Source organism: Micromonospora sp. NPDC047756 (genome assembly GCF_055587245.1).
Genome location: NZ_JBVJGQ010000007.1, coordinates 194,647 through 208,799, shown reverse-complemented (window position 1 = coordinate 208,799; position 14,153 = coordinate 194,647). Strand labels below are relative to the sequence as shown.

Here is a 14,153-nt window from a genome sequence, read left to right as displayed (position 1 = left end):
CGTGTCTTGTGCCCAACCCATGCATTCCACAAACGACGGTGACACCGCCTAGCCGGGCCAGGTTTCGGGCCAGTCGAGCAGGGTGGCCAGGCGGGTGTTGTGCGGCGCGAAGTGCTCGGCCAGCCGGTCGCGCAGGGCCGGCGTCAGCTCGGAGACACCCAGGTCCACGCGACGCGTGTGCCGGGTGAACGCCTCCGGGGTGAAGGCCGGCAGGCCGAGGAAGCGCAGCATCTCGGCGTACGTGCCGGCCGGGTCGGTGTGCAGGTCCTCGGTCCGGGTGACGTGGACCCGCTCCCGCGGGACCTGGGCGAACCAGCGGTCCAACTGCTCGGCGTAGCGGCCCCGGGCGGCATACGAGTAGTTGCGCAACGCCCGGTGCGCGGCGGCGCTGTCCGGGCCACCGCGCGTCGCCCGGGCCAGCCGCTCCTCCTCCGCGTCGAGGGCGTCGGCGAAGGACAGCGGCTCGACCCCGTACGAGCGGGTGTGCAGGTAGTGCGAGTAGGCACGTTGCACCGGGTCGCGCAGCAGGGCGACGAAGCGCGCCTGCGGCAGGGTCGCCGCGACCCGGGCCGGCACGCTCGGATGGAACAGGTAGTACGGGCTCGCCTCGAACGTGCGCTCGCCCGGGGCGAGACGAGGGAAATGCCCCCGGTACCACAGCGGGCCCCGACCGTGGTGGATGCTGAAGTACTGCAACTCCTTGCCGCTGGCCACCCGGACCTGCGGATGCGCGGCAAGGTGGTGGTACAGCGACGTGGTGCCGCAGCGCTGCCCGCCGATCACCAGGAAATCGGGCAACGGACCGGGCTCTCCCGGCCTCGCCGCGCGCCCCCACGCCCGCGCCGCGCGCACCCCCCGACGCAGCCGGTCGGTGACCTGACGCCGCACCACGCCGGTCACGAGCCGACCTCGGCGGGGGTGGGGTTGGTGGCGCGACGGCGAGCGCCTCGGCGGGTCACCGAGCGCAACACCATGACGTCCTCCCGACTGAGCCCGAGGGCGAGCACCACGGCGAGGTAGACCGCCACGATCGCGGCCAGACCCACCACGAGCTGAACGGCCCCGCCGCCGACCAGCAACCGCACACCGACCCCGGCGCCCATCGCCACCAGCGCGGCGATCAGGCCCTTGACCATGCCCGCCGTCACCGGCACGGTGTGCACCTGCGCGCGCACCTGCCAGACCCGGGCGACGTTCACCGCCGCCAACGACACCGCCCAGGCCACCGCCGCGCCGAGAATGCCGTACGCCGGGATGAGCCAGAGGTTGAGCAGGACGTTGAGCAGCAGGGCCGCGAGGTTGTCCACCATGTTGACCGAGACCCGGCCGGACATGTTCAGCAGCGTCCCGCAGGGCCCGGTGGCGGCGTTCACGAGTTGCCCGAGCGCCAGCACCACGGTCACCGCCGCACCGCCGGCCAGACCCGGCCCGCCGACCAGGCGCAGCAGCTGCTCCGGAAAGACCAGCAACGCCACGAAGGCCGGCAGCGACAGCCGGAGCACCCAACCGGTGGCGACCCGGTAGATGCGGCGTACCTCGTCCAGTCGACCCTGGTGGTAGAGGTGCGCCAGGTGCGGACCGAACGAGGCGTTCACCGGTGCCAGCACGAACACCGCGATCGTGACCAGGCGGGTCGCCACGTGGTAGACGCCGATCGCGTCGGGACCGTAGTCGAAGAAGCCGAGCAGCAGCGCGTCCACCCAGATCAGCCCGGTGGACGACAGCGACGAGACCCAGCTGACGGTGGAGAAGCGGAACAGCTCACCGGGCCGGTACGCGGGCCGGGCGGCGGGCACCCGGCGCAGCATCCGGGCGAGCGCCACGAGGGCGAGCCCGGCCGCGCTCCAGCTCGCCGCCACCAGCGCCCAGAACGCGCCGGTCAGGCCGGCCCCGAGGGCGAGCGCCAGGGCGGTGAGCACCAGCCGGGCGGCCGGCTCGTAGACCTGGCCGATGAGCGCGTACGCCCGCTGCGTACGCCACCCCCGGGTGGCGGCCAGGGCGGCCTCGCAGACGGTGGCGGCGGGCAGGCAGAGCGCCGCCAACCGCAGCCCGGTGGTGAGCTGCGGGTCGTGCAGGGCGTCGGCGAGCCACGGCGCGCCGACCACCAGACCGAGGGCGATCACTGTGGACGCCACGGCCGAGATGCCGATCCCGAGCCGGATCGCGCCCCGCAGAGCGGCCGGCTCGTCGTCGGCGAGGTGCACCGCCACGAACCGGGTCAGCCCGGCTCGGAAACCGGAGAGCGAGAGCAGCCCCAGCAGCGACAGCACGGCGTAGACCTGGGCGTACCGGCCGAGTTCGCGTACGCCCAGGACCCGGGCCAGCAACAGCATGACCAGGAAGAGCGCCACCTGGCTGAGCACGGCGCCGCCCAGGTTCAGCACACCGCCGCGGGCCATGCCGCGTACCTGCTGGTCGCCGGTCTCCGGCGCGGCCGGTGACCGGCCGGTCACCTCGCGCACCCGCCGGGCCGCTCTCCCCCGGTCACGGCCGTGCCGCGCCCACGGTCTCCGCCGACGCAGCGGGGGCCGGCGTGGTCGCCGCCGGGGCCGCCGGCCGGGCGGCGGCACGACCCCGGGAGAGCAGTTCGAGGACGCCCACCAGCAGCACCCCGAGCAGCAGACCCGCACCGCCGACCGGCAGGGCGGTGCGCACCAGCTCGGTCATCCGGCTCACCTCGTGTGCCTCGCCGATGCTGGTCACCTGCTTCGGGTCGGCGGCCTGGGCCTGCGCCCGCGCCGCCTGCAACCCTTCCCGAGCCTGGGACAGGGCGCTGGTCGCCGCGTCGCGCTGGGCGAGCAGGGCCTGGTAGTCGGGGAGCTTCGGCCCCAGTTCGTCGAGCTTCTTCTGGGCGGCGGTGATCGCGGCGGTCGCCGCGTCGACACCTCGGCCGTTGCCGACCGCCTGCATGGAGAGCTGCTGCTGGCGCAGGCTGGTCAGCTCGCCCAGCGTGGCCTGGTAGATCCGGTCCGGCTGGGAGACCTTGTTCGTCTTCTCCCACTCACCGATCGCCTTGGTCGCCGCGGTGACGTCGGCGTTGGCCGCCTCGACCTCACCGGTGGCGATGCCGACCTGGGAGGAGAAGAGGAAGGCCAGCGCCCGGGTGGTGGTCGCGGTCAGCACCGGCGCGACCCTCGCCCGGTCGCCGGCGGTGTAGGTCACCTCCAACTGGCTGCTCGCGCCGACCTGGGTGATGGCGAGCCCGTCGCGCAACCGCTCCGACGGCACCCCGGTGTCGGCGGCCACGTCGGCGAGGACGCGGGGCGAGGTGACCGCCGCGCCGAACGCCGCGACGAACTGGTTCGCCGCCTGCGTACCGGTGTACTGCGTTCCGGCCACGCCACCCACCAGGGCCGGCGCCGCCACGTACGCGGTCCCGCTGAACTGCTGTGGCGCTGACAGGACGATGGCGGCCGCGGCGCCGGTGGCGAGCACCGGCACCCCCACGAGTACCCAGAGGCGCCGCCGGGCGACCCGCAGGTAGTCGACGATCTCCACTTTTTCCCCAATGCTGTCGTTCAGTCAAACCGGGACGGACGTGCCTCGTGGCTGCTCGCCGGTCAGGTTCGGAGCCGGTTGGCGGGCGATCACGCTGGCCGCCGCGGCGAACGCGACGAAGTACCAGAGGGTGACCACGTTGGAAATGACGTTGGAGGCGGCGCTGACCGCCACGAACGCGGCGGCACAGCCGGTGAACCCGACCGCGACGCCACGCTCGAAGCTGCCCGGCGGCGCGCGCCGCAGCGCCGTCCGGGCCGTGTGCAGAAGAGCGAACAGCATCAGCAGGTACGCCCCGAGGCCGAGCAGCCCGGTCTCGACGTACGCCCGCAGGAAGTCGTTGTGCGGCTTCTTGGCCTCGTCGGTCTCCCGCTGGGTCATGTTCGGCCCGATGCCGGTCACCGGGTTCCGGTCGGCGAGTGTGACGATCTCGGTCCAGTAGCCGATCCGCCAGGCCAGGGTGTTTCCGGTCGGGTCCCCGCCGACGACGCGGGACGCGCCGAGTTGGGCGAAGCGTTCGCCGACGGCGGGCACCAGGGCCACCCCGGCGACCGCGACCACGCAGAGGGTGACCAGCATCCGCTTGCTGCGATGCAGTGCCGCGACCACCACCAGGCCGATCGCCGCACCGAGCAGGGCGCTGCGCGTGTTGGTGAGCAGCAGGAACAGCAGCGAGAGCGCCAGCAGCACCCCGAGCAACGCCCGCAGGCGACGACCCAGGAAGCGGTAGACCGCGAACCCGAAGATCACCATGAACATCAGGTAGCGGCCGAACGTGGTCGACTGGCTGAACGTGCCGCTGATGCGGGTGAAGTCGCCCTTCACCTCGGCCGGCGGGTTGCCGAGCAGCGACATCACCACTGTGTAGCCCAGCGCCAGCACCAGCGAGGCGTAGCAGGCGAGCAGGACCCGACGGATCGCCGCGGTGTCCGGCATGAGCTGTTCCAGCACCACGAACATCACCACCACGGTGAGGATCCGCAGCGCCTCCAACAGGCTGTTCGCCGGCCGGCTGGCACCGAGGGCGCTGACCAGGCTGCTGGCACCGACGAGCAGCATGGCCCAGCTGAGCGGGGAGCCGCGTAGCCGCCCGTGCCGGCTGAGCTGCGCGGCCAGCCAGAGCCCGGCGGCGAGGAGGAACAGCACCGCGAGCAGGGTGGAGGGGTCCATGGCCCGGGCCGTGCCGCCGGATTCGGCCTGGCCGGCGCTCGGGCCGGTCAGCTTGAACAGGTCGACGCAGGAGCGCATCGCGAGCATCAGCAGCACGTACCCGGCGAATCGGGTCAGCGCGAGGACGGCCACCGCGATCCCCGCGACCGCCGCGAGCGGCAGCACCATCCCCCTGCGGTCACCGGCCGCCATGGAGACACCCGCGACCATCGCCACGACCGCGGCGGCAAGCGCCGCCGCGCCGGTGAGCAGGCGGGTCGGGTCGAGCCGCCTGCTCATGAGCGGAGTGACCTGCTGCGTGTGTTGTTCCACTGATCCCACTGAACTGAATCGGCGCTGCCCGGCCGCTGCCGGGCGCGGCCAACCGATGTCCTCCCGGCACAAGATCGGTTCAATCTAGTCCTGTCACCTCGACGGCAGAAGGGGCCGTTGCACCGACTGCCCCGTCCCCCGGTGGGCTGATCCGACACTGCCCCGGCTGACCCCGTCCCGGTCAGTCGGTCGGAGTGGGTCGTGCCCTGGCCCGGCGGCCCGGCTCCGGGGCCAGCCGGAGATAGAGCTGCTCCAACTCGCGGCCGGCGGTGTCCCAGCTGTACCTACTGGTGATCCGCTCGCCCAGCGCCACCGCGCCGGCCCGTTCAGCCGGCAGGTTGGCCAGCAGCGAGGTCAACACCCGGACCAGGTCGTCCTCGTCGCCGTCGCGGAACAACCGCCCGCCGGCGGTGTCGGACGTGAGCACCTCGACGTGCGGCGCGATGTCGCTGGCGACCACCGGCAGCCCGTACGCGGCCGCCTCCAGCAACGTCAACGGCAGTCCCTCCAACCGGGACGGTTGGAGGAAGCCGGCGGCACCGGCGTACAGCTCGGCCAGCAGGTCGTCGTAGGCGAACCCGGTGAAGACGATCCGGTCGTCCGTCCCGGCTTCCCGGCGCAGCCGGTCCACGAAGTCGTCGGTGAAGGACGACCCGCCGACGATCGCCAGACGCATCGGGGTCTCGGTCCGGCGGAAGGCCCGGATCAGCAGGTCGGCCGCCTTCTCCGGCACCAGCCGACCGACCAGCAGCAGGTAGCCGCCGGGGATCAGCCCGAACCGGTCCTGGATCTGACGGCTCCGTGCCGGTCGGGCCGGGTTCACGCCGTTCGGGATGTAGGTCGTCGGGCGGCCGAACCGGGCGTCGTAGTGGGCGGCGAGCCCCTGGGAGACCGCCACCCGCTGGTGCGGGACGTACCCGCTGAACCAGTGGGCGCTGCCCAGCACGGTCCGCGCGGCGAGCCCCCACTTGCCCCGCTGGTTGTCCAGCCCGTGCACCGTCAGCACCACGCGGGCCCGGGACAGGGCACGCGGAAGTGGGGCGACCAGGGCCGGCCCGAGCCCGTGGTAGTGCACGATGTCGGGCCGCGCGGCCACCGCCGCCATGGTCGAGGTGGCCGCGTGCACGATCGCGTCGAGGTGCTTGCTCGCTATCGTGTGGGTCTGGCGCAGCCGTACGCCCCGGTAGCGGTCGGCGGGCGTCTCGCCGTAGCTCCGGCGGCAGTAGACAGTGACCTCGTGGCCGTAGCTGGCGAGCCGGCTGGCCATCTCCTCCACGTGCCGTTCGATCCCGCCGTAGGTCGCCGGTATCCCCTTCTGGCCGATCATCGCGATCCGCAGCGGACGCCAGGCGACGGCTGTCTCGGCGACGCCCGCTCGGGACCGCCCGGCGACGGCCACCCGTTGCCGGGGTATCGCAGGGCTTCCGGCGTGCTGGTCCACGTCCTCGGCCTGCAGGTCGGGATGGGCCACGTTGACTCCCTGCGTGACTAGGTCCGCGCCCGCCGCCCGGGGCAGGGTCAACACCTTGCCATGGATGGGCCCGTCCGCCACCTGATCAATGAGACAGGAAAATCATCCATGGGATTAGCCGAGAAGGGAATGGCACCGGGGGTGACATCGAGGTGACCGACGCCGGTGCCGCGTCGATCGGCACGCGAACGGCGACGAGCCCCGGTCGATCACGGGCGGATCGGCCGGGGCTCGTCGGTGGTACCTGTCAGGCGAGATCGAACCGGTCGAGCTCCATGACCTTGGTCCAGGCGGCCACGAAGTCGGCGACGAACTTGTCGCGGGCGTCGTGGCTGGCGTAGACCTCGGCGAGGGCGCGCAGCTGCGAGTTGGACCCGAAGATGAGGTCGACCGCGGTGGCGGTCCACTTCACCTCATCGGTGGCCAGGTCGCGGATCTCGTACACGTGCTCCTCGGACTTCGACGCGCTCCACCGGGTGCCCGGGGAGAGCAGGTTGGCGAAGAAGTCATTGGTGAGCACGCCCGGCTTGTCGGTCAGCACACCGTGCTGGCTGCCGCCGACGTTGGCGCCGAGGGAGCGCAGGCCGCCGATGAGGACGGTCATCTCGGGCGCGGTCAGGTTGAGCATGTACGCACGGTCGACGAGCAGCACCTCCGGCTGGGTCTTCTCGCCGGCGCGCAGGTAGTTGCGGAAACCGTCGGCGCGCGGCTCCATGACCCGGAAGGAGTCGGTGTCGGTCTGCTCCTGGGTCGCGTCGGTGCGGCCCGCCCGGAACGGCACGGTCACCTCGACGCCGGCGTCCCGCGCCGCCTTCTCGACGGCGGCCGAACCGGCCAGCACGATCAGGTCGGCGATCGAGATCTTCGCGCCGCCGGCGTCGTTGAACTCCCGCTGGATGCCCTCAAGGGTGGTCAGGACGCTCGCGAGCTGCTCCGGCTGGTTGACCTCCCAGCTGCGCTGCGGCTCGAGGCGAATGCGCGCCCCGTTGGCACCGCCACGCTTGTCGGTGTGCCGGAAGCTGGCGGCAGACGCCCAGGCGGTGGAGACCAGCTGGTCGATGGTGAGACCGGACTCGAGGACCTTCGCCTTGAGCGCGGTGACGTCGGCGTCGCTCACCAGCTCGTGGTCGACGGCCGGCACCGGGTCCTGCCAGAGCTGCGGCTCGGCCACCCACGGCCCGAGGAAGCGCTCGATCGGGCCCATGTCGCGGTGCAGCAGCTTGTACCACGCCTTGGCGAAGGCCAGCGCGAATTGGTCGGGGTTCTCCAGGAAGCGGCGGGAGATCTTCTCGTACGCCGGGTCGACGCGCAGCGACAGGTCGGTCGTGAGCATCGTGGGCCGGTGCTTCTTCGCCGGGTCGAAGGGGTCCGGGATGATCGCCTCGGCGTCCTTGGCGACCCACTGCTTCGCGCCACCGGGGCTGGTGGTGAGCTCCCACTCGTAACCGAAGAGGATCTCGAAGAAGCGGTTGCTCCACTGCGTCGGCACGTCGGTCCACGTCACCTCGAGACCACTGGTGATCGTGTCGGCGCCCTTGCCGCTGCCGTGGGTGCTGAGCCAACCCAGGCCCTGCGCCTCCAGCGGGGCGCCCTCGGGCTCCGGACCCACGTGGTTGTCGGCGGTGCCGGCACCGTGGGTCTTGCCGAAGGTGTGACCGCCGGCGATGAGGGCGACGGTCTCCTCGTCGTTCATCGCCATCCGGCCGAAGGTCTCGCGGATGAAGTGCGCCGCCGCGGCCGGGTCCGCGTTACCGCGCGGGCCCTCCGGGTTGACGTAGATGAGCCCCATCTCGGTCGAGCCGACGCCCGCCGCCATCTCCTTCTCGGAGGCGTAGCGCTCGTCTCCCAGCCAGGTGTCCTCCGGACCCCAGAAGATCTCCTCGGGCTCCCAGACGTCCTCACGACCGAAGCCGAAGCCGAAGGTCTTGAAGCCCATCGACTCCAGCGCGACGTTGCCGGCGAGCACGAGCAGGTCGGCCCAGGAGATCTGCTGGCCGTACTTCTGCTTGACCGGCCAGAGCAGCCGACGGGCCTTGTCCAGGTTGGCGTTGTCCGGCCAGCTGTTGAGCGGCGCGAACCGCTGCCCACCGTCGCCGGCACCGCCCCGGCCGTCCTCGATGCGGTACGTGCCGGCGGCGTGCCAGCTCATCCGGATCATCAGGCCGCCGTAGTGGCCGAAGTCGGCCGGCCACCAGTCCTGCGAGGTGGTGAGCACCTCGACGATGTCGCGCTTGAGGGCCTCGACGTCGAGCTTGGCGAACTCCCTGGCGTAGCTGAAGTCCTCGCCCAGCGGGTTGCCCTTGGACGAGTGGGCGTGCAGCACCGAGAGGTCGAGCTGGTTGGGCCACCAGTCCCGGTTGGTGCGCGGACGACCACCGGTCTTCGGGGTCGGCGAGTCGATCGCCGGGTTCTCACTCTCGCTGCCGTGCGCGGTCACCGAGTCGTGCGCGACCGGGCAGCCGGCCGCTGCCTTCTGGTCCACGCCCTGCGCACTGACGGGGCCGTTGTCCTGGGTGTCGCTCATGTACTTCCTTCCGAGCTTGCGGATCTCTGGGGCGTGCGGTCGGTCGCGCAGTCGGGACAGGTGCCCCAGTAGACGACCTCCGCCTCGTCGACCACGAAACCGTGGTCGCCCGAGGCGGTGAGACAGGGAGCGTGGCCGACGGCACAGTCGACGTCGGCGATGGCGCCGCAGGAGCGGCACACGACATGGTGGTGATTGTCCGAGATGCGGGACTCGTATCGGGCGGTCGCCCCGGCCGGCTGGATGCGCCGCACCAGCCCGGCGTCGGTGAGCACCCGCAGCACGTCGTACACCGCCTGGTGGGAGACCGTGGGGTGGTCCGCGCGGACCAGCGCGATCACCGCATCGGTGCCGACGTGCGGGTGGTCGCGCAGCGCCGCGAGCACCGCCAACCGGGGCCGGGTCACGCGCAACGAGACAGCCCGTAGCTGCGCCTCGAAGTCGGACATCACGGGTACGAACATTAGCTCACTAATTTGGAACGAATCAAGTTTTGTGCCGCCTGAGCTACCCCAACGGCGGACGATTCACCCGAGGTTAACCTGCGGGAGGAGGAAAATCGGACAGCCATGTCGAGAAGTGCCGAGCGGCTCCGTCCCCCACGTGAACGCGACCACGACGGGTCGCCGCCAACACCGAGGAGCACCACGATGGCCAAGTACCTGCTGCTCAAGCACTACCGCGGCGCCCCAGCCGCGGTCAACGACGTGCCCATGGACCAGTGGACGCCGGCGGAGATCTCGGCCCACATGCAGTACATGCGCGACTTCGCGGCCCGACTCGAGGAGACCGGCGAGTTCGTCGACGGTCAGGCACTCGCCCCGGAAGGGACGTTCGTCCGGTACGACGGCGAGGGCCGCCCGCCGGTCACCGACGGCCCGTTCGCCGAGACCAAGGACCTGATCGCCGGCTGGATGGTGATCGACGTCGACAGCCACGACCGGGCTGTCGAGCTGGCCGGGGAGCTGTCGGCCGCGCCCGGGGCGGGCGGGAAGCCGATCCACGAGTGGCTGGAGCTGCGCCCGTTCCTGAGCGAGCCCCCCACCATCACGGAGTGACGACTCCGATGGACGAGACGCTGCTGCGTAACCTCACGCCGCGCGTCCTCGGGATCCTCGTCCGCCGCGGAATCGACTTCGCGGCGGCCGAGGATGCCGTGCAGGACGCCCTGGTCGAAGCGGTCCGGGTCTGGCCGGCCGACCCGCCGCGCGACCCGTTGGGTTGGCTGACCACTGTGGCGTGGCGACGGTTCCTCGACGCGGCCCGCGCCGACACCGCCCGCCGTCGACGCGAGGATCTCGTCGAGGAGGAACCGGCCCCGGGGCCGACCCGCACCGCGGACGACACGCTCCAGCTCTATTTCCTGTGCGCCCACCCGTCGCTGACGCCGTCGTCCGCTGTCGCGCTCACGCTGCGCGCCGTCGGCGGGCTGACCACCCGGCAGATCGCGCACGCCTACCTGGTGCCCGAGGCGACCATGGCGCAACGCATCAGCCGGGCCAAGCGCACCGTCTCCGGGCTGCGGTTCGACCGACCCGGTGACGTCGGCACCATCCTGCGCGTCCTCTACCTGGTCTTCAACGAGGGCTACTCCGGTGACGTGGACCTCGCCGCCGAGGCAATCCGGCTCACCCGGCAGCTCGCGGCCGCGATCGGCCACCCCGAGGTGGCGGGGCTGCTCGCCCTCATGCTGTTGCACCACGCCCGGCGCGCCGCCCGGACCGCCCCCGACGGCAGCCTGGTGCCGCTCGCCGAGCAGGACCGCAGCCGTTGGGACACCCGGTCGATCGCCGAGGGCGTCGCGATCCTGCGGGCGGCCCTGGCCCGCGACCACCTGGGTGAGTTCCAGGCCCAGGCGGCCATCGCGGCGCTGCACGCGGACGCGCCCACCGCCGCGGAGACCGACTGGGTGCAGATCGTGCAGTGGTACGACGAACTGGCGCTCCTGACCGAAAACCCGGTCGTCCGGCTCAACCGTGCGGTGGCGGTCGGTGAGGCCGACGGCCCCCGGGCCGGCCTGGCGGCGCTCGCGGCGCTGGACGACTCGCTGCCCCGGTACACGGCGGTGGCGGCCTACCTGAACGAGCGGGACGGCGACCTGGCAACGGCGGCGCGGCTGTACGCCGAGGCCGCCCAGCAGGCCTCCAACCTCGCCGAACGCGACCATCTGACCCGCCAGGCCGCCCGGCTCAACGACCTACGGCGTCGCTGACCCCTCGGGCAACGGGAGCATCCGCCCGTGCGGTTGGCCAAGGCCGGGCACCTGGTCCGGAAAGTCTCCGGAACTTTCGGCGGCCTCATCCCGGCCGGTGTTCGGCTACTGGAACGCCGTGACTACTGCCCTGACCTCTGATCCACTACTGACCTGGTTGGATGCCGCTCCGGCGATGGCGGCGGTGTTGCTGCTCCGTTTCCGGAAATTGTTGACAAGGCGACGGCCGGGTTAATACGGTCGCCATCGACGGCGCTCGATTGTCGTCAGCACCAGCCACCACGCCCCACTTCTCCGATCGTCGTGCAGGACGACCGGCCCCACCACCACCGAGCGGTACGACGCCGTGGCCGTTACCCGACCACCGGCAGCCTGCCGAGGCGTACCGCGCCGCTGGCCCCCGCCAGCCGTCAGAGGAGGCAACAGTTCCATGACCGACACCAGCCACACCAAACCGAGAGGCCGCGGCCGCATGCGGCTGCTCCTGGGCGCCGCGTGCGCGGCCGTCGTGGCCGTCGCCGGCACGATGACGGCCACCAACGCGTACGCCGAGGCCGACCGGACCCTCACGTCGAACCTCACCGGCACGCACAACGGGTACTACTTCTCGTTCTGGAAGGACAGCGGCAACGCCAGCATGACGCTGCGCGCCGATGGCCGATACACCAGCAGCTGGGACAGGAGCACCAACAACTGGGTCGGCGGCAAGGGTTGGGCCACCGGCAACCGACGGACGGTCACCTACTCGGGCACCTACAACCCGGGCAACAACAACACCTACCTCGCCCTGTACGGATGGACGCGCAACCCGCTCATCGAGTACTACGTCGTGGAGAACTTCGGCACCTACAACCCGAGCAGCGGCGCCACCCGGATGGGCACCGTCACCACCGACGGCGGCACCTACGACATCCTCCGCAGCCAGCGGGTCAACGCCCCGTCGATCGACGGCAACCAGACGTTCTACCAGTTCTGGAGCGTCCGCCAGCAGAAGCGCTCGAGTGGCACCATCACCACCGCCAACCACTTCGACGCCTGGGCCCGCGCCGGCCTGAATCTCGGCACCAACCACAGCTACCAGGTGATGGCCACCGAGGGCTACCAGAGCCAGGGAAGCTCCGACATCACCGTGCGGGAGGGCAGCGGCGGCAACCCGACCTCCCCGCCCACCACCGGCAACCCGGGGACCGGCAACTGCAACGCGACGATCTCCGCCGGCCAGCAGTGGGGTGACCGGTTCAACCTCAACGTCGCCGTCAGTGGCACCAACAACTGGGTGGTCAGCCTCGGCCTCGGTGGCGGCCAGAGCATCCAGAACAGTTGGAACGCCTCCGTCAGCGGCAGCAGCGGCACCGTCACCGCGCGACCGAACGGCAACGGCAACAACTTCGGGATCACGGTCATGGCCAACGGCAACTGGACCTGGCCGACGATCAGCTGCAGCACCGGCTGACCCGACCGACTCCTGACCCGCGCTGCTGGCGTGGCGGCCTCGGCCGTCACGCCAGCACTGCGTCGCTAGACCTCCGGTGCCGCGTTCTCGTCCGCTGCCGGCGCCCCCGGGGACGGCTTCTTCGTCGGCTCCGTGGCCGGCTCCTCCTCGGTCTCCTCGGACGCTGTCGCGGTCGGCGCCGCCGTCGTCTCCCCGGTCGGGGCTGCCGTCGGCTCGGCTGGCGGGCTCTCGGACGAGGTGGGCTCGGGCGCGCTCCCGGTGCTCCCCCCGGAGGGCGTTGGCTTGCCGACCGGCTCCGCACCCGCCGAAACGCCTGCCGTCGGGGTCGGGGAGCCAGGCGCGCGGACCGGCAGACCCCCGGAACCGCGGGTTGCTGGTTCGCCGCCACCCACGCCCAGGTCGGGCTCGCGCTGCGACGGGCCCGTCGTCGAGACCGCCGGCGGCGTCGACGGCCCGTCGGTCGGGCCCGTCATCATCCCGGTGGGATCGGCGAGCACCAGGACGGCGGCCGCGGCGGCCACCGATCCGAGGGCCACCGCGAGCACCTTGGGCCCGGGGCCGCCCGACCGCTTGGCCGCACCGCCGAGGACGGGCCGCTGAATCTCGGTGCGTTCGACCGCCGCCCCGACCGGCGCTCCGACGGCAGTGCGCAGCTGGTCGGCCGGATCCGCGAGCACCTGGGCCGCCGCGGCCATTGTCGCCGCCGTCGGGAAGCGACGGGTCGGGTCCTTGGCCATCGCGGTGGTGACCAACCGCCCGACCGCCTCCGGAACGTCCTCGGGCAGCGGCGCCGGCTCCTCTTCGAGATGACGCAACGCCACCGCCACCGCGTTCTCGCCCTCGTGCGGGGGTCTGCCGGCAAGACAGTGGTAGACGACCGCTCCCAGCGCGTAGATGTCGATCGCCGACGTCGTCTCGCTCCTGGTGACCTGCTCGGGTGCCATGTAGAGGGCGGTGCCGACGACCTGGTTCGTCCCGGTGAGGCTCGCCGCCTCCTGGGTCACCGCGACGCCGAAGTCGACGAGTACGACGTGCCCGTCCGGCTCGATGATCAGGTTGCCGGGCTTGACGTCCCGGTGCACGACGCCGGCGTCGTGCGCGGCCTGGAGCGCGCGGGCGGTCTGCGCGGCGATCGACATCGTCTCGGCCACATCCAGCCGGCCGGTCTCGGCGATCCGCTCCGACAGGGGCTGCCCCTGCACGCACTCCATGACGATGTACGCGAGCACCGGCGCGTCGGGCTCGGACACCTCACCGTAGTCGTAGACCTGCGCGACACCCGGGTGACGCAGGGCCGCCATCGCCCGGGCCTCGCGCCGGAACCGTTCGCCGAAGCCGGGATCGGTGACCAGCCGAGGTCGCAGCATCTTGATCGCGACGCAGCGGTCCAGGGTTTCGTCGACCGCCCGCCAGACGTCGCCCATTCCACCGCTGGCGATGCTTTCGAGCAGACGGTAACGGTCCCCGACGACTTCCCCCACAATCGGCATGACACCGTCGGTACCCCGGACTG

Annotated in this window: 11 protein-coding genes; 3 read left to right on the top strand and 8 right to left on the bottom strand. The window is 71.7% G+C overall.

The features are described from left to right. Nucleotides 1-48 precede the first annotated feature (48 nt). The 7 genes from ACZ6NZ_RS24130 to ACZ6NZ_RS24100 form a co-directional block, all read right to left on the bottom strand. Nucleotides 49-900 (bottom strand): sulfotransferase family protein, encoded by an 852-nt coding sequence (locus tag ACZ6NZ_RS24130; protein ID WP_465860281.1) that lies wholly within the window; start codon nt 898-900, stop codon nt 49-51. Next, on the bottom strand, nt 897-2,453 hold the full coding sequence (locus ACZ6NZ_RS24125; protein ID WP_465860280.1) for an oligosaccharide flippase family protein: 1,557 nt from the start codon (nt 2,451-2,453) through the stop codon (nt 897-899). Before ACZ6NZ_RS24125 ends, ACZ6NZ_RS24130 begins: the two co-directional genes overlap by 4 nt. 31 nt (nt 2,454-2,484) lie before the next feature. Then, complete coding sequence (locus tag ACZ6NZ_RS24120) at nt 2,485-3,498, bottom strand: Wzz/FepE/Etk N-terminal domain-containing protein (protein ID WP_465860279.1); 1,014 nt, start codon at nt 3,496-3,498, stop codon at nt 2,485-2,487. A 24-nt stretch (nt 3,499-3,522) separates the two neighbouring features. Then, on the bottom strand, nt 3,523-4,980 hold the full coding sequence (locus ACZ6NZ_RS24115) for an O-antigen ligase family protein (protein WP_465860278.1): 1,458 nt from the start codon (nt 4,978-4,980) through the stop codon (nt 3,523-3,525). Nucleotides 4,981-5,161: 181 nt separating this feature from the next. Next, nucleotides 5,162-6,451, bottom strand: coding sequence for a glycosyltransferase family 4 protein (locus ACZ6NZ_RS24110; RefSeq protein WP_465860277.1), 1,290 nt, complete (start codon nt 6,449-6,451; stop codon nt 5,162-5,164). Between the two features lie 247 nt (nt 6,452-6,698). Continuing rightward, nucleotides 6,699-8,975 (bottom strand): catalase/peroxidase HPI, encoded by a 2,277-nt coding sequence (gene katG, locus ACZ6NZ_RS24105; RefSeq protein WP_465860276.1) that lies wholly within the window; start codon nt 8,973-8,975, stop codon nt 6,699-6,701. Further along, nucleotides 8,972-9,427, bottom strand: coding sequence for a Fur family transcriptional regulator (locus tag ACZ6NZ_RS24100; protein ID WP_366609858.1), 456 nt, complete (start codon nt 9,425-9,427; stop codon nt 8,972-8,974). Before ACZ6NZ_RS24100 ends, katG begins: the two co-directional genes overlap by 4 nt. 198 nt (nt 9,428-9,625) lie before the next feature. Between ACZ6NZ_RS24100 and ACZ6NZ_RS24095 the strand changes: the two genes are divergently transcribed. From ACZ6NZ_RS24095 to ACZ6NZ_RS24085, 3 genes are all read left to right on the top strand, one after another. Further along, nucleotides 9,626-10,033, top strand: coding sequence for a YciI family protein (locus ACZ6NZ_RS24095; RefSeq protein WP_366609623.1), 408 nt, complete (start codon nt 9,626-9,628; stop codon nt 10,031-10,033). 8 nt (nt 10,034-10,041) lie between these two features. Then, the gene (locus tag ACZ6NZ_RS24090) at nt 10,042-11,187 is read left to right on the top strand and encodes an RNA polymerase sigma factor (protein ID WP_465860493.1); all 1,146 of its coding nucleotides are present in this window, start codon (nt 10,042-10,044) and stop codon (nt 11,185-11,187) included. Nucleotides 11,188-11,617: 430 nt separating this feature from the next. Further along, nucleotides 11,618-12,640, top strand: a complete 1,023-nt coding sequence (locus tag ACZ6NZ_RS24085; protein ID WP_465860274.1) for a glycoside hydrolase family 11 protein — start codon at nt 11,618-11,620, stop codon at nt 12,638-12,640. 65 nt (nt 12,641-12,705) lie between these two features. On the opposite strand, the gene ACZ6NZ_RS24080 is transcribed toward ACZ6NZ_RS24085, so the two are convergent. Further along, nucleotides 12,706-14,130 carry a serine/threonine-protein kinase gene (locus tag ACZ6NZ_RS24080; protein ID WP_465860273.1) on the bottom strand — a complete coding sequence of 475 codons (1,425 nt, stop codon included), beginning with the start codon at nt 14,128-14,130 and terminating at the stop codon, nt 12,706-12,708. Between the last annotated feature and the right edge of the window lie 23 nt (nt 14,131-14,153).